The sequence below is a fragment of the Lysinibacillus sp. UGB7 genome, assembly GCF_049058285.1.
GTDB lineage: Bacteria > Bacillota > Bacilli > Bacillales_A > Planococcaceae > Lysinibacillus > Lysinibacillus sphaericus_B.
The window spans coordinates 13,699-34,639 of the sequence record NZ_JBMGUV010000033.1; the positions used below are offsets into that span (position 1 = coordinate 13,699).

The 20,941-nt window shown below is 33.4% G+C and carries 22 protein-coding genes; all 22 read right to left on the reverse strand.

Going from position 1 to position 20,941, the window contains the following annotated elements; genetic code table 11:
- Positions 1 to 29: 29 nt before the first annotated feature.
- The 22 genes from ACOMCU_RS22405 to ACOMCU_RS22510 all read right to left on the reverse strand — a co-directional run bounded on the left by ACOMCU_RS22405 (position 30) and on the right by ACOMCU_RS22510 (position 20,920).
- Complete coding sequence (locus tag ACOMCU_RS22405) at positions 30 to 1,154, reverse strand: hypothetical protein (RefSeq protein ID WP_421051440.1); 1,125 nt, start codon at positions 1,152 to 1,154, stop codon at positions 30 to 32.
- 105 nt (positions 1,155 to 1,259) lie between these two features.
- Entirely contained in the window at positions 1,260 to 2,417 is a 1,158-nt protein-coding gene (locus tag ACOMCU_RS22410; protein ID WP_421051441.1) for a hypothetical protein, read from the reverse strand.
- 606 nt (positions 2,418 to 3,023) lie between these two features.
- Positions 3,024 to 3,632, reverse strand: a complete 609-nt coding sequence (locus tag ACOMCU_RS22415) for a hypothetical protein (RefSeq protein WP_421051442.1) — start codon at positions 3,630 to 3,632, stop codon at positions 3,024 to 3,026.
- 25 nt (positions 3,633 to 3,657) lie between these two features.
- The gene (locus tag ACOMCU_RS22420) at positions 3,658 to 4,170 is read right to left on the reverse strand and encodes a hypothetical protein (RefSeq protein WP_421051443.1); all 513 of its coding nucleotides are present in this window, start codon (positions 4,168 to 4,170) and stop codon (positions 3,658 to 3,660) included.
- 10 nt (positions 4,171 to 4,180) lie between these two features.
- Positions 4,181 to 4,516, reverse strand: a complete 336-nt coding sequence (locus tag ACOMCU_RS22425; RefSeq protein ID WP_421051444.1) for a hypothetical protein — start codon at positions 4,514 to 4,516, stop codon at positions 4,181 to 4,183.
- 158 nt (positions 4,517 to 4,674) lie between these two features.
- Positions 4,675 to 5,655, reverse strand: coding sequence for a hypothetical protein (locus ACOMCU_RS22430; protein WP_421051445.1), 981 nt, complete (start codon positions 5,653 to 5,655; stop codon positions 4,675 to 4,677).
- Positions 5,656 to 5,679: 24 nt separating this feature from the next.
- Positions 5,680 to 5,934 (reverse strand): hypothetical protein, encoded by a 255-nt coding sequence (locus ACOMCU_RS22435; RefSeq protein ID WP_421051446.1) that lies wholly within the window; start codon positions 5,932 to 5,934, stop codon positions 5,680 to 5,682.
- 191 nt (positions 5,935 to 6,125) lie between these two features.
- Positions 6,126 to 6,413 carry a hypothetical protein gene (locus tag ACOMCU_RS22440; protein WP_421051447.1) on the reverse strand — a complete coding sequence of 96 codons (288 nt, stop codon included), beginning with the start codon at positions 6,411 to 6,413 and terminating at the stop codon, positions 6,126 to 6,128.
- A 129-nt stretch (positions 6,414 to 6,542) separates the two neighbouring features.
- Positions 6,543 to 7,046 carry a hypothetical protein gene (locus ACOMCU_RS22445; protein ID WP_421051448.1) on the reverse strand — a complete coding sequence of 168 codons (504 nt, stop codon included), beginning with the start codon at positions 7,044 to 7,046 and terminating at the stop codon, positions 6,543 to 6,545.
- Positions 7,047 to 7,101: 55 nt separating this feature from the next.
- Complete coding sequence (locus tag ACOMCU_RS22450) at positions 7,102 to 7,485, reverse strand: hypothetical protein (protein WP_421051449.1); 384 nt, start codon at positions 7,483 to 7,485, stop codon at positions 7,102 to 7,104.
- A 154-nt stretch (positions 7,486 to 7,639) separates the two neighbouring features.
- Positions 7,640 to 8,248, reverse strand: coding sequence for a hypothetical protein (locus ACOMCU_RS22455; RefSeq protein WP_421051450.1), 609 nt, complete (start codon positions 8,246 to 8,248; stop codon positions 7,640 to 7,642).
- A 4-nt stretch (positions 8,249 to 8,252) separates the two neighbouring features.
- The gene (locus tag ACOMCU_RS22460; RefSeq protein WP_421051451.1) at positions 8,253 to 8,627 is read right to left on the reverse strand and encodes a transposase; all 375 of its coding nucleotides are present in this window, start codon (positions 8,625 to 8,627) and stop codon (positions 8,253 to 8,255) included.
- Between the two features lie 89 nt (positions 8,628 to 8,716).
- Positions 8,717 to 9,211 (reverse strand): hypothetical protein, encoded by a 495-nt coding sequence (locus tag ACOMCU_RS22465; RefSeq protein ID WP_421051452.1) that lies wholly within the window; start codon positions 9,209 to 9,211, stop codon positions 8,717 to 8,719.
- A 7-nt stretch (positions 9,212 to 9,218) separates the two neighbouring features.
- Positions 9,219 to 9,887, reverse strand: a complete 669-nt coding sequence (locus ACOMCU_RS22470; RefSeq protein ID WP_421051453.1) for a hypothetical protein — start codon at positions 9,885 to 9,887, stop codon at positions 9,219 to 9,221.
- Positions 9,888 to 9,899: 12 nt separating this feature from the next.
- Complete coding sequence (locus ACOMCU_RS22475) at positions 9,900 to 12,071, reverse strand: peptidoglycan DD-metalloendopeptidase family protein (RefSeq protein ID WP_421051455.1); 2,172 nt, start codon at positions 12,069 to 12,071, stop codon at positions 9,900 to 9,902.
- Positions 12,071 to 14,005: a hypothetical protein gene (locus ACOMCU_RS22480; RefSeq protein ID WP_421051456.1), complete on the reverse strand. Its 1,935-nt coding sequence runs from the start codon at positions 14,003 to 14,005 to the stop codon at positions 12,071 to 12,073. Before ACOMCU_RS22480 ends, ACOMCU_RS22475 begins: the two co-directional genes overlap by 1 nt.
- A 17-nt stretch (positions 14,006 to 14,022) precedes the next feature.
- Complete coding sequence (locus ACOMCU_RS22485) at positions 14,023 to 16,731, reverse strand: hypothetical protein (RefSeq protein WP_421051457.1); 2,709 nt, start codon at positions 16,729 to 16,731, stop codon at positions 14,023 to 14,025.
- The gene (locus tag ACOMCU_RS22490; protein ID WP_421051459.1) at positions 16,732 to 18,762 is read right to left on the reverse strand and encodes a VirB4 family type IV secretion system protein; all 2,031 of its coding nucleotides are present in this window, start codon (positions 18,760 to 18,762) and stop codon (positions 16,732 to 16,734) included. It lies immediately after the preceding gene.
- Positions 18,743 to 19,648 (reverse strand): hypothetical protein, encoded by a 906-nt coding sequence (locus ACOMCU_RS22495; protein WP_421051460.1) that lies wholly within the window; start codon positions 19,646 to 19,648, stop codon positions 18,743 to 18,745. The genes ACOMCU_RS22490 and ACOMCU_RS22495 overlap by 20 nt, the downstream gene beginning before the upstream one ends.
- Before the next feature lie 12 nt (positions 19,649 to 19,660).
- Positions 19,661 to 19,963 (reverse strand): hypothetical protein, encoded by a 303-nt coding sequence (locus ACOMCU_RS22500; protein WP_421051461.1) that lies wholly within the window; start codon positions 19,961 to 19,963, stop codon positions 19,661 to 19,663.
- Positions 19,964 to 20,036: 73 nt separating this feature from the next.
- Positions 20,037 to 20,297, reverse strand: a complete 261-nt coding sequence (locus ACOMCU_RS22505; protein WP_421051462.1) for a TrbC/VirB2 family protein — start codon at positions 20,295 to 20,297, stop codon at positions 20,037 to 20,039.
- A 179-nt stretch (positions 20,298 to 20,476) separates the two neighbouring features.
- Positions 20,477 to 20,920, reverse strand: coding sequence for a hypothetical protein (locus ACOMCU_RS22510; protein WP_421051463.1), 444 nt, complete (start codon positions 20,918 to 20,920; stop codon positions 20,477 to 20,479).
- Positions 20,921 to 20,941 lie beyond the last annotated feature (21 nt).

Here is a 20,941-nt window from a genome sequence, read left to right on the forward strand (position 1 = left end):
ACCAATTTTTTTATTTAGTTTCTTCCTATTTATATATAAAAACTATCATCGATATAATAGCCTTGTAGTAATATCCTCGTTAAATCCCAACTTTCTAAATTAATTAATAACGGATGTAAATCATTCTTATGTTCAACAATAAACCTCTCATCATAATCTAATTTCAATTCATCTATTATCTTTGATACATCACTAGAAATCAAAGGACTATTTTTTAAGGGATGTCCTCTTCTTTTTCTGGATAAAACTAACTCACTATCATACACTTTTAGCCCATCAGTTAAAGTATATTTCATTGTTCCAGAATCATTTATTTTAAGAACAATAAAATATAGTTCTTCTTTGTATAAAAAATTGTGTTTCTCACATAACCTTTTCATTAATTTTATTGTATCTATATCTTTTGGATGAGAACATATTTGGCATTTTTTTTGTGTAGCTTCCAATTTGACCTCAAATTTTATTCCACATGTCATACACTCATATATTTTCTTATTATTTACAATATCTCGTCTAGAAACTTTCCATTTTCCATAAATATCACCTTGAAAATCGCTAGGATTAAACCTACCTAAAACTGAAATAACTTTTTTTTGTGAATTTACCCTTGAACATCCACATGAAGTTGAAAGTAATTTTCTTAAACTACTATCTACCACCTCACGTAAAGTTCCACAATCACATTTACAAAGATAGTATTTATCCCCCGCTTTATTACTACTTTTTTTCCCAGGACATTGAATTACCCAGTTTCCATACCTTGTCCCTTTTTTAAATCCTTGAGGACCTAGATTACAAGAGCAAGTTTTTTTCATTAGTTTATATAATTCTAAATGATAACCTTCTATTCTCTCCTCGCACTGTCTACACTCAAGGTAATAATACATATCATTTTTTAAACTATTTAATTTAGAATCAACAATTTGCCAACTTCCAAATTCAGCTCCTGTATTTAATTCTTTTCGTCTTTTTTGCCGTCTGCATCCACAAGAAGTAGAAAAACCATTAGTTAAGGATTCTAACCTCACATCTTTTTCTACACCACAACTACATCTACATTTATAATATCTGTTATTTTTTAACGTTTTATTTCTTTCAGATTCGCCCAGGACTTTCCAGTTTCCAAACATTTGATTTTCCTTAACTACACTCAACTTTATGCCTCTCCCTTTTTTGTATAAATAATATATTGATGATTCCTCCAACTTCTAAACTTTGTACCTTCAATTTCCTTCCCATTTAATTTGTAGAGTTTCTACTTATTTATATATGTCATTTTCAACTATGATGTCTTCAAAATAGTATCCTTGAAGTAAAACCTTTGCTAGTTCCCAATCCCCTATATCACTTAATAAGGGATGTAACTCGTTCTTATGTTCAATAATATATTCATCATCATAGGTTAATTTTAATTCATCTATTATTTTCGAAACTTTTCTTGGAATAATAGGACTATTTTTCTGAGGGTTTCCTTTTTTTCTTTTTCTTTTTCGCGATAGGACTAAATCCCCTTCATATTCTTTCGTTCCATCAGATAGAACATATTTCAAGTAGCCTTTCTCTGTTATTAGACAAATTACAAAATAAAATTTTTCTACATCATTATCTATTAAATTATGTTCTTCATATATTATTTGCATCAATTTCTCTTTATCTATAGGTTTTGAATGAGAACAGATAGGGCACTTCTTTTGAGTTGCCCCTAATTTGACTTCTATTTTAATTTTACATCCCATACATTCATATATCTTCTTTTCATTTGCAATATCCTTATGAATAACTCTCCAATTTCCATTAATATCACTTAAAAATGGCAGCGGATTTGACCATCCTATAAGAGAAATCACCTTTTTTTGGGAGTTAACTCTTGAACATCCACATGAAGTAGATAACATTTTTCTTAAACTACTATCGACAACTTCGCGCATTGTTCCACAATCACATTTACAAAGATAGTATCTATCGGCAGATTTCTTTGCGATTTTTTTTCCAAGTCCTACAATTATCCAATTTCCAAACTTGCTCCCTTTCCTAAAACCTTCAGAGCCAAAATTGCATGAACAAGTATCCTTCATAAGTCTATATAATTCAGAATGGTACCCTTTTACTTTCGATCCACACCTTTTACAATCGCAATAATAATACATATCATTTTTAGTACTATTGAATGTAGAATTAACAATTTTCCAACTCCCGAATGTTGCACCAACATTGAGTTCTTTCCGTCGTTTTTGTCTTTTACATCCACACGAGGTAGATATTTTATTTATTAGTGATTCCGCTCTAATATCTTTCTCTTTACCACAAGTACATCTACATCTGTAGTACTTTATCTCTTCTGATAAAGGGTTATCTTTTGACTCACCTAAAACTCTCCAATGACCAAATATCTGATTTGCCTTAATTAAACCATTCATACCTTTTCACCCCACTATTGTATAGATAATTATTATATAGAATTATTTTATTAAATAAGTAATATTTACTAATACAATTATACCATCCTTATCAACCACTGAAAAGGAACGTTTTTAGTGGTTGATATGATTGAACTAATTATTCTTAATATTGTCTTTACATAGAAAATTAAGAAAAAACACTATTAAGAAGCTTCGCTTCAAATTTTGTATTATTCAAATTATTATCTTTCCCATTTTAAGGAAATATTGTAGCTTTAGAATAAAGATTGATTAAAAATCCCTTTCAACCTTTATTTATCAGCTGAATGGAAAATTTTCATTTCGAAAAAAGATTGTTCAAAATGGAGTTAATATTTCTAACTAAGTATGAAATTTTTATAAAAAAGTTTGATCCAATTAAATGAGCATTATTCAACTAAACATCCGTTAGTTGAATAATGCTATTAATTTGTTATTTCACTAATAGCTAATAATGCAACCTCGTCATCTACATCCAGCTGATTACGTAAAACAATTAAAGCTGCAGTGCCTGGTGTAACCAGTGGACCAGAGAAAAGCTGGAACCTTGCATTGTCCGGACGCGGTGCAGCAATTAGGTATTAATTAGTCGTATCCTCCACCACCAGAATCCCCTCCTCCTGAATAACTGCTGCTACTATCGTTACTAGATGAAAACATTGAATCATTGGAAGAAGATACATTACTTCCGAAATCAGAAGCTCCACTATCGAAAGTTGAGCCTCCTTTGTTACAATGTTCATTTGTCGTATCATTTAAATATGATGTCGCAAACAAATTATTATTAGGTGTCGTATTCCATCCTTCATTACTATTGCTTCTACCTTTTTCGCGCTCTCTTTTGTTGAATGAAACAGCAGCATTTCTTAATGAACTACTAGATTTCAAAACTTTCTCTTCATCATCATTTCTATTAGAAGAAGCTATTGCTTTTCTTAGTAAACTATCTGTTGGCTTAAATTCCCCCTCGGTGTCATGCTCACTCCTATCAAAAGAAGTTACTGCTTTCCTAAATGAGCTTTCCTCTACATCACAATTTTCCTTTTTAAGTCCTTCTAATATTGAAGGTTCATTATCAAGATAATCAGCAGAATTTTTTAAAGTGTGTTCTCTGTATGATTTATAACAAAGAATCACACTTCCTATAGAAATTATCCCTAAACCGATTGTTCCAATTAATAATACAGAATTCATCACATCTCCTACTTTCTAACTCGTCTTAAATTACCTCTTGCTTATCATTATCAAGATTGAAAATACTTCTTGAGGTGTTTTCTGAAGTTGAAAATTCTTGATTAACTGAATATATCCTATTACACAGCACTACTAGTCCATCATATGAGTAGCCTCTTGCCTCGATATACAGTATAGACGCCATCGATTCGTCTAAAAATTCTATGGTTTTGTAATAAGTATCACCTTCATGCGCTTCTACCACATCTTGATCAATAAAAGCTATATGATTAAAATATACTTCCACATCTTTAATCTTGGTTTTATAAATTAAACGATCAAAATAAACCTCAATTGAATCTTGATGTGGTATTGGAATTATTTTTACAATGAAAAAGATTATAAATAGTATTAGCGCAATAACAAGATAACTGTGATTTGTGCTTATAAGAATGGAAAACGTTGAAATCAGTATTATTCCCTTAAAGAATTGTATACTTCTCCTTAACCAAATGCTGCTTCGACAATGAATTGCAAAATACATTTTAGGTTTTCTCATTAATGAACACCTAGTGAGCCGTTCTAACAAGTGATTTTAATTCGTCCATAACGTCCATGCTTAAAAACAAGCTAGGGTTAAATATAATTCTTCCAGAAACATCTCCTTTTGACTCTAAATCCATTAATCCAACAATCATGAATTTCCTTGTTGATTTACTTTTACTTTCCTCATATCTTAAGTATTCCTCAAAATCTTTATTTACAGGCCGTATAAGTTTTTCGAATAAGTTGTATGATTGTAAAATTTCTTTATCTGCAATTTTTTGAACCATTTGCATTTTACCAACACTGTCTTTAGGAATCATTTGGACTCCAACTACTTTAAATGTTTTATTTTTAATCAATATAAATAGCCCCCTCAAAATAAAAAAAGAACCTAAAACGTTAGTTTCCTAGACGTTAAAGGTTCTTCCTTTAGTTCGTTCATTAAATTATCTCTATTATAGTACAAACAGTCTGGATTGTCTATATACATTGTAATTATATCCATTTTATTTGTTTATTAAATTAGTTCTAGTACAGTGTATCTTACGTATTGATGTATGTTAAAATGTTGTTTTAACACATCCTCAAAAATAACCAACTTATCTAATGGTGTCAAAGATTCCAACAGTTTTTCAATCGTTAAACTTTCATTTTGAATTTCGAAATTCAATGATCGATTTAAAGAGGTAATAAGCAGACTTTTAAATTTTGGTGTATTTGACTTCAGTCCAAATATATCTGGCAAGATATTCATTAAATGATTTGTGAACTTTTCCAGATCTGTAATTTCCTCTTCATTGTTAAGTGATGATAAAAAATCCCATAAATTTTGAGGATTAAAATCTTCTGGGTACTTTTCAGGATCACTATGAAAACAAACTTCCCCTTCTTTTGTATAGCTATAAATATGAGATTCAGAACCTCTATTTACTATCTTGTGAGGAGGGATAGTTATAACATTCTTAAACATAGGAATTCTATTTTGGTAAAATTTTGATTTTATTTGAAAATCATAAATTTCTATTGGTTGATATCTGTATGCATAATCATTCCCACTCCCACTACGAACTTCATCTAATTGCCCCTTTCTAAAAAACAAAGGAGCAGCATAAAAAACTTTCTTTTTAAAGTAAGAATCATTTGCTAATTTGTACATAGTATTATGTTGATTAAATTCTAGCTCATTTTTGTGTAGGGGGAAATAATACACCCCTTTTTGTGTCTTTAGCGAAACACTTTCTCTATCCTTAATTAATTTAGAAGAGGATTTGGGGGTTAGAAAATTTGATCTTTTAAATTGAACATAGAAAGGGATAATAGATGTAATTATGCCATCATATCCTCTTTCTCTTTCTTCACTTTGGGATATTCTAGTTATTTTAACACAATCTTCATTACTAGGATAAACATATTTGTTACTAAAATATCTGTCCATTGCAGAAATAAATTCCTCTTCAATAAAATCAGGAATAATTGTCTCTCCACTTTTCTTTATCATTTTATCTCTTCTTTCATTTATAATTTAGTGTAGGGACCCCTGATTTATTAGCCACTGTTCTACAAAATAGGGGAGCTGATTGGATCTGGAAACATTTGAATCTAAATTTGTACTTTTATTAGTTACAGACAAGATAAGAATATTACCATGTTTCAACTCAAAATCACCATTATTAGTAGTTAATGACCAATTTTCAGAAGTGATACATATAGAAGGAATCTTTTCCGCGAATTCATAAGCTTTTACTATTAAATGTGTACGATATTCATTATCATCCATAGGTCACCTTCCATAAACAAGATAAGAAGTTTTAATATTCATTGATACCAGTAGCACTTTCCCATTTTCAAATACTCTTCCCACTACTAATTATGTATTTTGTAATGGTTCTATTTTATTCGATTCATTCTATCCAAATAAACTCCCAATCAGATTCTTGTTCTGTATTTGGATACATGATGTTTAAATACTCATACAATCATTATTAAACCTTCTTTAGTACTTTTAAGTCCTAACTTCTTCAAAATTGCGTTTAGTTGTGCCCTATGTCTAGCTTTCAATTTATTCCTTGTTTCTGCATCTTCAAAATAATCATTTTCATACTTAGACAACCAATAAATAGCTTCGCTCATTGGTAGTTCTTTGATTACCAACATATTGATAGCTCGCAAACGATTACTAAACTCCTGTTTAGTTAGACCTTTGTTTTTATAATAGTCTGAAACTATTTTATAAATTTTTTCCTCAGAGAATTCCATCTAGAATACACCTTCTTTTTAATCTTTACATAGAAATCAATTCTAATTTCGAAAAGTCCTTAATATCGACTTTTACTTTCTTTAATCTTTTAGGAAACATAATTAACCTCTCTATTAACATAGGGTTTTCTATAATTTCTCATCAGTGATATAAAAATGAATAGCCTCTTCAATGTTATGTTTTCTTGTATTTTTAAGCATATCTAAAAATCTATTTTGTCTTTGCGCTTCTACTTTTTCAAGGCGACAAGATTGGCACAAAGAGCCTACGTCATCATCTAATTTATCAAAATACAACTCTGGTAATCTGTTTTTCTTTGCGATACACGAACGATGTTGTCCGTCATTAAATTGAATGTGACCGCACTTTTTTATTTCAGCTCTAATACCTGTTGAAGTGGTTGCCGATAGAGAGCCCCCTACCTTCATCATTTCTAATAGTTCACGACAATAGGTGACACTGGCTTCATACATATACGGTGAATTGCACTTAGCTTTTTCTTGCCCAAATTCCTCATCTGATAGTTCAAATGTGCATCTTCCTGTAGCAAGCTTATAACAATCATGATTACTAAATCTGAAGCTGTAAGATTCTTTTGTCGGGTCAATTATCACATTGCTTTGTTGCACCATTCTTTCACCACCATATATTAAAAATCTTTTAATAATTCCTTAGAGTTATGGTTATTTATTTGAAATGATTAGCAAATTCCCCCAATGGAGTACCGTTTGTATAAAAATCATCTAAAGCATCATAAGCTAAGTTAACTATATCCATTATATCTCTTCCATAGTTTGAAAAAACATAAACGAAAGCTTCGGAATCATCTAAATATTCTTCTTTATTGTCTGGGTCTTGAAAGTATATTACTTGATATGAAATATCAATCCCTCCATCAAAACCTTCCACTCCATATCCAATTACCTCAAAGGTTATGAATAGTTCACCAATAGACTCATTCTTATCAGAAAAGCCCAATGCTAATAGATAAGAACCAATATATCCATCTATTGATTTTTTTTCAAACTTAGTTAAATGACCATCATAAACCCCTAAAGTTATATCTGACATTAAATATCTCCCTACTGTTCTCTTATAAAAGACTTCTATTATCTATTCCTCTTCTTTTTACTGTAACAATTTCCTTTTATTAATCATTGTGCATAATCTTTGTCCATAACATAAGATAGGTTAACAATTCGCTGTTATAATATCTACTTTTAGTTCAAATTTGCTTTTTTACTAATTGTTTAGGCACATGTTCCTTACAATAAGCAAATTTAATACCATTCATACTTAATAAAAGTTCCTCTTTTTGACTCAATTGTTTTTGGCATTTTAAGCAGGTGCGGTTGCTGGCAGGCATTACGCTATGAATATTAGGATCATAATTTTCAATTGTTGATGTTTCAGTTATTAACGAATTGCGGGGCAAATTAATTCCTGGATTCAAAGCCCACTCCCTATATGGAGCTAAATCAATCCATCCCATTTTAAACTTATCACACGCATCTCTAAATGCCTCCGATTCAGCAGTCATTAAAGCATTTTTAATGGAAGTAGTGTCAGCTTTAGTGAGTTTCGCAATTCCCAAGCCTTGCCTAATTGCATCTACAAGTGTTATTTCTCCCTTAACTATTACAAAATGTTTATCGTAGTTTATAAATGGTTCTCCAATGATTCTCCAATGCCATTGGGATTCTGCTGCATCCTCTAACCGCGACATGTATACTTGTACTGGAATATGGCCTCTGGTTCCATCAGTACTTATTTTAACAGTGCCAGGGGGGAAGGGTTTCCTTAATTTTTCTACAATTTCACTATATGTTTTCATTACCTTACCCCCTCCTTTTTATAGACATTAAAAAACTATTTAATTCATTTTCGGAAATTGGATAAGTACGCAAAATTATACTTCTAGCCCATAACGAATTTAATTGTGGCATTTTTTCAAGTAAAGCTTGATAACTTGCTCGTTTGAGGATTGAGACTATTTGGTTTGGACTCCTAGAAGGTTCGCTATCACAGACTAATTTGACAAAACAATCTCCCATTTCCAAAGATTTAATTTGTAATATACCCTTTCCATTTATTTTCAATAATGCAGCTTTCACTATTTCTGCTGATTCTTTATCGTCAAAGACAGTTCGTTTATATCGTGTTACAAATACCATGTGGTAGATTAATTTAATTGGTTCATTTACTCTTTCCATAATATAATTGTAGCAGAAAACATTTTTTACTGCTACATATAATTACAAATAAAGGTTATTTCCTGAATTTAAGGAAATAACCTTTTAAATCATGTTGTTAATATCTTGATAATGTTTGGCCCAATTTTCATAAGACACCAAAGGAATGGTACGCCCAAAAATATGCCATATCCTATTCGTTTCCTACCTGGAATCCGACTAGCATGGTGTAGAACTGCTACACCAATTAGAAATACTGCCACTAATAAAGGCTGAGTTACCCTAACAATACCTTCATAAAGTTTAGCACCAGCTACTTCAAGAGATGGTACAAATAACATTAAACCTAACTCTGCATCTGGAGTAGCTGGTTTATTGTAAACGTAATACAGTAGAAGAACAGGACCGTGTATAACGCATAATAATCCAATTGGCATAAACACTGTTAAAACATATGCTAATCTTTTTTTATGAGGATTTTTAAATGCATAGATGAACATAAAAATACCAAATAGAAAACCAACACCACAAACAAATACAAATACTAACTGTATATAGTAAATGGCAACCAATATCGGCTCAGTTGCATCGATATGATCTAACATATTTCACCTACTTTTCTTCAATCATTTCGATAATATCCCAAACAGATGAAGAAACATACGGTATGTCTATTTCTTCTTCTTCATTAGAGTGAGTATGATATTGCTCTACTCTTTTAGTAATTAAATTCATACGGATTGGGTTATCTAGATCCTTATAATAAACGTCAAGTACTACACGAACGGCTTTAGATTCTAATACCCATAAACTCCTAACAACATTAACTTTTTCTATTTGGCCATTTCTTGATATTCTGCTCATTGCTTCATCAATTTTATTAAATCTTTCTTTTAAATGAAAACTAGCAAAATCTGTATTGACTTGGTCAGGATGTATTGTTGAAATAAATAAATCTGCATTATTCTTATTAGCTGTATAAAAGAATTCATTAATAACAGTTTCCAATTTACTTCCATCTATTGAAGAAACAGGATTCTCCACATCTTCTACACCATCCAGTGTTTTTGACTTTCTTTCAAATTCAGAGGAAAGCTTGTCAAATTCATTCCAAATACTCTCATTACCTATTTCACCCTTAGTAATTTTTGGTGAAAAGTAGGCTTTGTATAATCCAAAACCTACTATAAATATAAATAAGGCCGATAGCACTTTAAACCATACCTTTTTTATAATGTTATCTCGTACTGCTAACCATACTGCTTCTTTTATTTCTCGCATTTTAAGCACCCTCTATTTTAATGGTGGGGTAGGAATATATTGCATCGGATTTCTTGGGTTAGTTGCTTGTTTTACAAATTTAGGAACATGTATCTCGAAGTGTAAATGGGGACCTGTAGAATTTCCTGTATTACCCATTATCGCTATTTGTTGTCCTTTCTTAACTGTTTGACCTTTTTTCACCTTGTAAGTTGCTAAATGCGCATATAAAGTTTCGAATACGAAGCCGTCTATATTATGCTGAACCCTCACTATATTTCCGTAAGTACTCAACGGTCCAACATACGATACTACACCGTCAGCAACAGATACAATCGGTACGTTTGACCTGCCATTTGCTCCAATATCTACACCGTAATGGAACGCTCCCCATCGTGAGCCATAAGGCGAAGTAATACTTCCTGTTGTAGGATAAGTAATTTCACCAGGCGCTACGCTAATTGGAGAATCAACACCTAGTTCAAATTGCTTGCCATTATTATAAACTTCATCTGCATATTTTTGAGCCGAACCACTCTGCCAAGCAATATTACCACCGTTGTATTTAGCTAAAGCGGTTTTAATAGAAGTAGTATTTCCTTTTTGATAACCTATTGATTTTATATAACAAGCAGCTGCATATGCGGCATCCGTTAAATCCCAAGGGCTTGCCACACCATCACCATTTCCATCTTTACCGCGACCACCGTATTTTTTAATGTTAGCTGGGACTGTAATAAAGGAAATGTCACCATAGATATTACCTTTACTACTCGTCGGAAAATCGTTTCTGGCTGCCCATCCAACCCAAGTTAATGGCATAAATTGGAAATGACCAAGTGCGCCAATGTATTCTCCATCAGAATTCATTGAACCCTTTGTCGGATCGGTTGCTACAGGATTACTACTAAAGCTTGTTTCTTGTCCATGTACTGCTGCTAGGATAAACCAGTCAATACCACAATGGTCAGCAGCAGCTTTATAAATAGATTCATATTCTGATGGGTACCAACCACTAGCTAAATCATAATCACCCAATGATCCACCTAAAACGAATTCCCCTATACATGGTTCAATCGATTTGTTTTTAAAGTAGCACTTTTTTAAACCTTCATAATCAATATCAGGTTTAGGGAATCGCTCATCAATTTCTTGACCTAAATCAATTGAATATTCTAAGTCTTGAACCTGAACTAATTTAGTGTGTTCACCTTCTTCAGAAGTAGAAACTAATATTTTTACTAATTCCTCTGCAAGAAGTTCTATAGCGGGAGGAGATCCGTCATCAATAATATATAAATTTGTTTCAGTTGTAATATCACTAACACAATTCCCACTAGACGATGTGCTATCTACAATCTTGTGTTCAACCTTATAAGGTATGGTAGCCTTTAAATAACCTAATTGAACTTCCGTGATAATTTCATGGGAAACTTTTTCGTGTGTAGTCGTAGGCCCAGAAACTGTTACCGTCGTATTCCCTTCATCATCAGTGTAAGTACATGTTGTAGTAGTTGTAATATCAACGTATTCATCAATAGGTGAAGTCCCATTAACGAAAATTGGTTTATAATTTGGTGATCCCTCAAAATAATAAGCCATTTCTTTATCAATTATTTTTATAAACTTACCTAACAAATTATCCATATTATCAGCGGTGTAATCTTTATATTGTTCGTGCCAAGCTTTATAATTCTCATGTTCAATATTTCTAAAATAATGATGGATAGTAGGTATAGCAATGCTTTGCTTCAGCAAATCTCCCACTTGATACAACCAGGGTTCGGAAACTGGAGGATATGGAAATTCAGATTGTGTACTGCGAAGCCTATCTCTTATTTCTGCTGGTCCCGCTTCTAACCTTAATTCAAAAACCTCTTTAACTGCATTATCAAATACTACTTCAGTATCAGTTCGAGAAGAGGCTTTTTGGAATAAATCAAAACTAACAACACTATCAAGTACTATCATTAATAAAACTATTAAAACAATCGCTAGTATCACATAAGGGCCAAGTAATCCTAAAAGCCATTTTATACAGCTTCCTAAAACTTTCGAAAGTATGGATTTTAGAACCTTAGCAAACTTACCAAGCTTTTTGGCTCCTCTTAATAAACCCATACCCTTTTTCCCAGCATTAACGGAATTATCTATTGCACCTTTACCAATATCTGTACTCTTATTGTTATTATCTGAATTACTCACTATGCCCCACCCCCCGTTTCGTTTGAATTATTAGAAGAATTAAACGGAGAATCATTTTCTAAAGGATGAATTGGTGATGGCAAATTACCTACGTTACAGTGTTGTTCAGGTTGCCATTGGCTAGTATTAAATCCACTATCTACAAAGGAGTTACCGCTGCTATCCGCTAACATCGCGTCACTAACCTGTGTATACAATTGATTATTCGGTAAATTGCCACCGGAAGCCATTTTACTTGATTCATCTGTCGGCATGAAATCGACTGTTCGCGTCATACCTGTTATTAATCCAGTATCTGCTTCACCAATTGGAGAAATTAGTTTCATATTACCGGCATCGTTTAAATAGAAGCCACTACCTTCATTTGTTTGTTGAAATTGAACTTTTGCTTCAGGATATTTCGTGACAATATCACTTAATGTTACTGAGCCTAATCCACCTAGTTCGCTTGAATTTAACACTCTGTTTGTACTAACTCCACTTAATTTAAAACCAATTTTTCTACCAATCTGTCCTTGGCCAAACATTGCTCCAATAGATTCTCCCATAGAACCGAAATATTGGCGTTTGTCAGATATGTTGTTTAAGTTTAGAAATTTATCATTTACTTTACTTCTTGTATCCATAACCCCTTTAACACCAGCTGCAATATTTCTAGGAGCTTGAAGTGTACTACCCATCATCTTAGACCCTATAGAACCTCCAAGTGCAGCGCCTCCTCCACCTATCACCATACCTGCTGTACTACCCATAACTGCTCCTGTAAATTGAGCACCTGCTTTAAATTTATTCCAGGAATTAGAGTTGGCCCCTTCTGCTAATGTTGAAATTGCAGTTTTCCCGCCAGCGTGTTTAGCATTACCAGACTTTCCTTTTATACGTTGTCTTGCTCTTACAAGTACAGCAGCCGAATTTGCCATATTCTGTGCACCACGGACAGCCATCGTAGCGGTGGACATACCCATAATACTCAATAACATTGAACTAATTGGTAAGAATAAGAACAATAAAACCATTTTAAAGAAGAGTTCTAATGTATTTAGATTTATAAACATAATAACCACTGCAAAATAAATTGCATGTATACTTTGCATAAAAACTGCACCAATAAAATCAATTAACCACATTCTGAAATACTTTCTTGTTCTCTCAAATAGCAAACCTATTATTGCTAACCCGCCTACCATTAATAGTACAGTAATGACAAACAGTCGGAACATGTACACAACGTTTAAGAACAATAACATTACCCATTCTGTAAACAATACTATAATATCAGTGAATTGAAATTCGTCTTGAGATGCAATGAGACTTAAACTCCCCAATTTCATACCTTGACTTTCAAGTAATTCTGTAACTGCAGTCACTATGGCATGATTCATCTTAAAGATATAATCTACACCCATCCAATAGCACATTAGCATTACTGCGCTGACAAAATACATGTATAATTCTTCGCCTATATTAAATCTCTTAGCAAATGTATTAGAGTACATCATTTTTACTCCGCTAATTAAAATGGATAGACAAAAAAGTAAAACAAATATGCTTGTCATAATATTAAAAATAGGATCTATTGCATTTTCTTTTATTGATGTTGGAAATAATCCATATGTTAAATCGGGAGCCTCTTCTTCGCTCTCAAACCAAATACAATAAGGATTACCAAAGATTAATTGATTTAGTGTGTTAATGTTAATAGCATTGAATGCCAATTCAACTAAATCAAGGCTATATTCTTCAACTAGCGTTGCTCGTTCATCTCGAAAATCGTCCACTTTATCCTTTGTTTCTTTATCCTTTAATGCTCCTTCACATGCTTTCTGTGAATCTGATTCATCCTTTTCGATATTTGCATTGGCTATTGAAACATTTAAGAATAAAGAAGGGACCAAAATGAGAAAGACAAGTAGCAATCGCAAACAAGTTTTCACACGTTGTCCCTCCTTTACTAGACGATTTTTTTAACTCGCTCTGAACGAGATTGTTTTTGTGCTTTTTCTTTCCATGTACCTGATATTTTCCCCATACTTTGAACAGAATCTGCTGCTTTATCTGAAGTTGTTCGAGTATCAGCGCCTGAAACATTATGGTAAACATACGCATCAGGATTAACCTTTTTTGCATTAAATCCAGCGTCTTGATGTTGAATTGCTTTGGAAGATGCAACCTGTTCAACTGTTTTAGGGTTCAGAGCTAAATTTGATTCCCCAGTATTAACAATATAAGCCTCCGATTTCCTCATAACAGACGATGTAGAACCTTGAAGTCCGACAGTTTCCATTTTTTGATTACGAGATTCGCTGCCTTGAACAGTTTGAGGAGGTAATGAATTTAAGGCATCACTACCAGTAAAATCAGCTGATGTCTGAGAATTATTCCCCATTGAGTTCCCAGTGATGACACTATCACTCATCGAAGTACTGGACATTCCGCTTACATTTGCCATACTTTGAATGCTTGTTGATGTATTTGACATATTTACCGATTCCCCAACTGTCTGACCAACTGATGGTTGAGTAATTGAAATAGAATCATTAGATGATGAAATGTTTGATGTTATAGCTTCAGCCGAAACCGAACCATTAATAGAAGTGCCTAATGGTGAAGCTATATGACCACCTTTCATTGCCTCTTCAAATGAAGGAACAGAAGAAGCGGAAGCGTTAGCATAAGATGATGCAGATGTTACAGACGATGTATTTACAGCCCCTGAAACAGTTGCTTCAGACAATTGAGATAATGATTTGTATGTGCCATTCGGTTGATATTCGTAATTCAATGCTGGATCAGCAAGTTTATAATCCATAACTCGCGCTTGACCTGCATTTAAAGAAGAATCAGCTGCTCCAGTAAGACCAACCTGTTTCCAACCTTCACTTGAATTCACATAGAAGGCACTACCTTGATTGGTTTGCATCCACTTCACATCAGCATTGGGATATTTTTGTGATAATGCACTAAATGTTGTAGGCTGTAAGTTTCCAGATGAATTTCTCATATTAAAAGAAGAAGACATTTCAGAAGCTAAACGTTGACGGGAAACGCCACTCAAAGCAAATCCTGCACTTCTTCCTAAAGTAGCTCCTCTTTGCCCTGCAAGCATTACACCTAAAGATTCACCGAAATTCCCCATTGTTTGACGACGGGCGTTTAATGAATCAAAGTTCCCGTTCCTACTAAACAAAGCTTTGAATCCAGAACCGTTTTCATTACTGAATTTTCGTGCTTGAGAGATATTTGAATGAATGTTACTCATACCAACACTCATATTACGACCGGCTTGAACAAGTCCTCCGCCAACAGCTCCACCTAATTTCGCTCCCATAAGAGCTCCCATTGGCCCTGCAACTACACCGGCTCCTCCGCCTACAATAGTGCCTAGTTTAGAACCAGTGTCCTTTGCCATATTAAACAATGAAGAGTTTGTTCCAGCGGCGTTAGATGATATAGAAGTGCTTGCACTATCATTTGAAATACTCGATGCTAAATTTGCTAGTGACTCACCTCCAGAACTATTAGACGAATTACTGTTATATAGTCCTCCGCTGCTAGTCATTGAACCACCATACATAACACTCTTAGCTTGAGACGCTAACATCATAGTTGAAGTGATTCCTCCCAATCCAACCATCGTTAGAGCAGAACCAAGTTTCGAAGAGCTATCACCAATATTCAACCATTTTGAGATCATCCCTGATACGGGGATAAACATGATCATTAACCCTATTTTGAAAAATGGGCTGGCGCCTAACGTTGTAAACATAATCATTGCGTAAAATACTATTGCATGAATAGACTGTAAAAATACATTGCCTACAATTTCTCGGAACCAATTCCCAAAGAAAGCTCTTGCTTTAGCAAACATCAGACTATAAATAGCAACAAATCCCATAACTAGCAATAATAAAATAATTACTTTTCGAGCAAGGTATACTACATTTAATATTCCTGCTAAAACCCATTCACCCAACGCTACGATTAGGAAGGATCCCATTAGACCAGGAATAAAATCGCTTATAGAACTCATGGCTGATATATTATCTAGATTATCTGTACTTGCTTTAACTAAGTCACGAATTTCTAACACTATCGCAGCATTTATTTGGAATAGCCAATTGGTCCAGTCATTGTAGAAGAATGCTAAAAATAATGCCACAAACCACATTTTAGCGTCATTCCAAAACTCATCCATTGCTTGTCCTCGAACACTATTACCCATTGTTTTTAAACCTGTGATTAACATTGATAGAGTTAGTATTAAAAAAAATGCAGAGCCGAAAAGCTTTAATAATGGCTCAATAATTTTTTCGCGTTCGTCAAGTGTAAATACACCATCTGCGGACATTTTTGCATCCTTACCCGCCCAAATACAATATGGGTTACCAAAAACTAACGTGGACATACCATTAATTGGTCCAATATGGAAAAGATTTTGAACTTGGCTTGTTAAAAATTTCTCCGCCATGTTAGCATCGTTTTCTTTGTAGTTCTCAATCTCCTTATCTACATCTTCTGAAATCAACGGCTTCCCACACTCAAAAGCGCCCAATGAGTATCCTGTATCAATACCGTTAGAATCTGTATTTGCAAATGTAGCGATTGGACTTAGAAATAAAAACATGATTAAAAATAAAAGAAGCAATTGTGCTTTTTTCATTTAACCACTCCCCACTAATGAATCCACAGATATGTTTTGATTAGTGTTGATGTATTTCCACTCACTAGGAGTAGGCGTACTTTGAAATGAAACAATCTCCTTACCAGCCTTTAATATTACTTCCCCTGTATCAGCGGTTCGTATCATACGACCCACTTCTTCAGAGAAACGGAATGTTCTTAAAATAGGCTCAACATCCTGGTCAGGTTGTTTCATAAATGCACATGAATGAAGTTGTGCTACTACGTCTTGAGCCTCTTTGGTTCTGTCAAACATTTCATACCGTTGAGATACTAGAGTCAAAGATACATTCCACTTACGCCCACGTGCTGAAAGTGTTTTGAAGAATTTTATCATGGACGGATATTCCAACATCATCCATGCCTCATCCTGTATAACTCGCTTCTTCGGTTTTGGGTCATTTACAATAAACCGGTTCCAAATCCAAGTCATTAATACGTGCTGTGCTAATGGTCTTTCAATTCCTGATTTACTTAAATTAGAAATATTAAAATTCACAATTTGTGCTTTATCAAGCATTTCTTCAGGTAATAATAAGCCATTTTTATCATAAATTTGTGTTTGACAATCGAACATACCATAAGCACGACCTTTGACAAATAAAGCAATAACACTTTCTAAATCTTCAAGGCCTTTTTCGCCCTGCTCATGTATTAATTTTTTCACTTCTCGATCGACATCTGAAATCTGAGGCATTCTTTTATATTTTTTGATATATTTTATCTGTCCATTATCACCAACTTCATCTACGTATTCATAAAGGGATTCAGGTTCATCAGTTATCTTACATCCTTCTTTATAAAGCTTTAATAAAATACGGTCTAATGCGTTTAATTCGTAAGGTGTTAAATGAGGTTTATCATGTGAAGCAGACTCTTTCATTACTTTAAAAAATTCAATTGCTTCTTTTACTTTTTCATTAACATTTACTCGTTCAACCACATATTCATCAGCTTGATAACGATTAACAATCTCTTTTTCTACATAAATATCTAAAGGATTAATCTTACTACCGATTTCAACGGAATCGCTGCGTAGATCAACTACAATTCCACCAAGTGCATATGTCAAGCCTACATACTCTGGTTCGACATCCATAATAACCACTTTCTCAATACCATCCATAAAACCACGGCCAATAAGTTGTTTAACGAAAACTCCTTTACCGGCGCCAGATTCACCAAAAATCCCGAGATTATAATTTGTAAGTTTCTTATCAAAGTTATTAAAATAAACATACTCTCTACGGTAAATTCCTATAGGCATACCGCCGTCATGATTGAGTTTGGAAGACATATGAGGAAATATTGCTGTTAAAGAATTTCGATCTAGGTTTCGATAAGATTTTTTTAAATAATTTGAACCCAGTGGTAAAGTAGATAACCAACCTTCACGTTGTCGATCAAAAGCATTCACTAATTCAATTGATTCACCAGATAATTCCCGCTCAATTGCTACGCTCTTATCATTTAACTCAGTTAAACTATCCGCGTACACGGTAGCAGATATACTTACATAAAATAAGCCATTAGAATTATTACGAATTTCATCACGTAACCCTTTAGCATCCCAATAATTTTGACGTACTGCTTCAATTTTATTCATGTCATTTTGTTTTTCGGCCGAGTACATAACTGCTTCGTATTCATCGGCTTTATCCTTTAATTTACGAACAGCATCAGTACGGTCATATGGTTCGATATGAACTGAAACATCCATATCATCCCCTGTAAATAATCCTTCTAGCCAATTTATACGAACATTTGATGGGTAACCGCTAGGCTTGACATAAAATGATCTTCCAAACTTTTTTGTCCCTAATGCTGTTTGCTGTTCAAAATAATCCGCATGAAATTTAATACCTTCATTCGAAATATTATCGATTAGAGTAGGCTCTACAACATTATGTTCTCCTGTTACTGCTTTCGGAGGAACAGTTTTTTTGAAATCTCGCTTATTGGTATCAGCAGCTTCTTTATTCTTTTTTCTTTTATTCAGCAACCCCAACAAGATCCAACGCCTCCTCTACATTATTTACAAAGTTTTCAAAATCAGGAATTGTAGAAAAGTCCATCGTTACAAATGCATTCATTTTTTCTTTTTCCTGAATATCCTCTATAGGATGTAAAACAATACGGTCACGATTCAATGCACGTTTTAAAACTTCCGCTGCCTCAACAGAATTAAGAATAGTAGCATCTACTTTTGCTCGACGTAGTGCCCTTCTAACAATTTCAGCACGCAAACCGATATTGTCGATAATATTCTTTTCTCTTTGAGCTTTGTTTAGTTTTGCTAGTTTTGACGGTTCGTAAATATATTTCACAATGTAATAAATACGAAGTGTAATACGGAAATTCTTTTCTGTTACGGTTTGAATATGGTCTAAGACATCTCGGTTGTAATTAGCAGCATGTTCGTTAACACGACTCAAATTCTTTTCAAACCTATTACGATCCTTTGAAAAATCTTGCCTAACTGCTTGTGCTTGCAAATGAACAGGAAAGTTAATAACGTTAAAAAGTTGTTGATAACCCTCTAAAATTGCTATACGTTCACGGTCCTGTAGTAAATGAAAGTTTACAAAGTCTGCGCTTAATACAACAAGATGCTCATTACGTTCACGCTCTACAACACAGTGTTCGATTTTTTTAAGTTCTAATAGATCAATAATTGATTCATGTTCGCGGTCTTCTTTTGTTGGAACACTTTTATTAGTCGTACTAGATGATGTAGTTATAGAGTCACCGTTTTTTTGCTCCTCAATAAACTGCTTTCTTTTCCAACCAAATACAGGTTCATTGCGTTCCATACGCTTCTTTGCAACTATTAGCATAATTAACACTATGGCAATTGCTAAGATGCAAAAAAGAACAAGTAAATCCAATAAATCCAATCACGTCACTTCCTAATTTGTATATGTTTTTTTTGATCGCCAAAAGTTATAGCGACGAACAACAAATTCAGATAAATAACAATCGTGTTTTTCCAAATAAATAAATGCTAAGGAAACTGAAATGCCATTTACTGATAACACAATAAATAATCTCCAAAAAAATTCATACCAGCCACTAATAAATGGCCAATTAAATAGAGCCAACTGTAAAATTGTAACTGCCCCTATTGGGCCCACAATGAATAATTGTCGGATAGAAAAATAGGCTAATACTGTTTTTTGTTCTTGTGTTAAATCAACAGGAATTTTAATCAATTTAACTAACTCCTTTCAAAAAATGAGTGACATAATTTGTCACTCATCAGTTTAGAAAGGCTTTTCTCATTCATTACTTAGAGAACAAGCCTGTTAGTACATCTGATAACATGAAAGCACTAAAGAACAAAGCAGCTCCTGCAACACAAGAAAATAATGCAGTCCACCATTTACCGATGTTTCTTGGAGCGATTGAACCAAAAATAATAACTACAGCGATAATTAAAACTGCTAAAGTGAAGCATAGTCCACCTATACCGCCAATTAGCCGAATGATTGTTTCTAGAATACTAGTTATATTATTATTGCCTTGTGTGTAGATTGAATTATCCACTCATATCACCTCCTCTCCTAGACTAAAAGACAAAAAAAAAGCACCGTGAAAGCAAGGCCCAAAAAAACCAAAAAAGGTTTTTTTCTCCTTTAAACTTTCACGGTACTTCCGTGTCAATTTTCGTCTTATAAATTTAATTAGATTATCACAAATTTAGACATAAAAGTCAATCTGTTAATTTAATCATACTCAGGCATCATTTCACCATTTCTAAAAGGCTTCTCTGCAATAAATTCCATGTGGAAATCTTCTTGCCAAAGGTCATTTTCCATTTTCCTAAATTTAAAAGCAAAACGAATATGACCGTGTTCCATTTTTGGACTATACGTTATCGCAGTAGATAATAAGTAAGTAAATCGTCGATATATTTGTATTGGCACTTCAAATTCTTTTTCTGTTTTTAATTGAAAGTCGTCATTCATTTCATCAAAATTGACTTTCATAGAATCAAATTGAAATTTTTGGTATAACAATTTGGATACATTACCTTTTCGAATAAAAATGTCAATAAAGCCTTCTTCTTGAGAACAAATTGCCTTTATTATATCTTTACTCTTAAACATGGCATTTTTAAGTTGTTCTGCTATTTTATCATTTGATGTTGCTACTAGTGTATTCTCCATTTTCCTGCCTCCGCGTAACAA

What these genes read in the sequence shown, in the direction of transcription:
- ACOMCU_RS22410 (WP_421051441.1), bottom strand. Translation starts at nt 2,417, where the DNA reads ATGAATGGTTTAATTAAGGCAAATCAGATATTTGGTCATTGGAGAGTT.
- ACOMCU_RS22415 (WP_421051442.1), bottom strand. Translation starts at nt 3,632, where the DNA reads ATGAATTCTGTATTATTAATTGGAACAATCGGTTTAGGGATAATTTCT.
- ACOMCU_RS22420 (WP_421051443.1), bottom strand. Translation starts at nt 4,170, where the DNA reads ATGAGAAAACCTAAAATGTATTTTGCAATTCATTGTCGAAGCAGCATT.
- ACOMCU_RS22430 (WP_421051445.1), bottom strand. Translation starts at nt 5,655, where the DNA reads ATGATAAAGAAAAGTGGAGAGACAATTATTCCTGATTTTATTGAAGAG.
- ACOMCU_RS22435 (WP_421051446.1), bottom strand. Translation starts at nt 5,934, where the DNA reads ATGGATGATAATGAATATCGTACACATTTAATAGTAAAAGCTTATGAA.
- ACOMCU_RS22440 (WP_421051447.1), bottom strand. Translation starts at nt 6,413, where the DNA reads ATGGAATTCTCTGAGGAAAAAATTTATAAAATAGTTTCAGACTATTAT.
- ACOMCU_RS22445 (WP_421051448.1), bottom strand. Translation starts at nt 7,046, where the DNA reads ATGGTGCAACAAAGCAATGTGATAATTGACCCGACAAAAGAATCTTAC.
- ACOMCU_RS22450 (WP_421051449.1), bottom strand. Translation starts at nt 7,485, where the DNA reads ATGTCAGATATAACTTTAGGGGTTTATGATGGTCATTTAACTAAGTTT.
- ACOMCU_RS22455 (WP_421051450.1), bottom strand. Translation starts at nt 8,248, where the DNA reads ATGAAAACATATAGTGAAATTGTAGAAAAATTAAGGAAACCCTTCCCC.
- ACOMCU_RS22460 (WP_421051451.1), bottom strand. Translation starts at nt 8,627, where the DNA reads ATGGAAAGAGTAAATGAACCAATTAAATTAATCTACCACATGGTATTT.
- ACOMCU_RS22465 (WP_421051452.1), bottom strand. Translation starts at nt 9,211, where the DNA reads ATGTTAGATCATATCGATGCAACTGAGCCGATATTGGTTGCCATTTAC.
- ACOMCU_RS22470 (WP_421051453.1), bottom strand. Translation starts at nt 9,887, where the DNA reads ATGCGAGAAATAAAAGAAGCAGTATGGTTAGCAGTACGAGATAACATT.
- ACOMCU_RS22485 (WP_421051457.1), bottom strand. Translation starts at nt 16,731, where the DNA reads ATGAAAAAAGCACAATTGCTTCTTTTATTTTTAATCATGTTTTTATTT.
- ACOMCU_RS22510 (WP_421051463.1), bottom strand. Translation starts at nt 20,920, where the DNA reads ATGGAGAATACACTAGTAGCAACATCAAATGATAAAATAGCAGAACAA.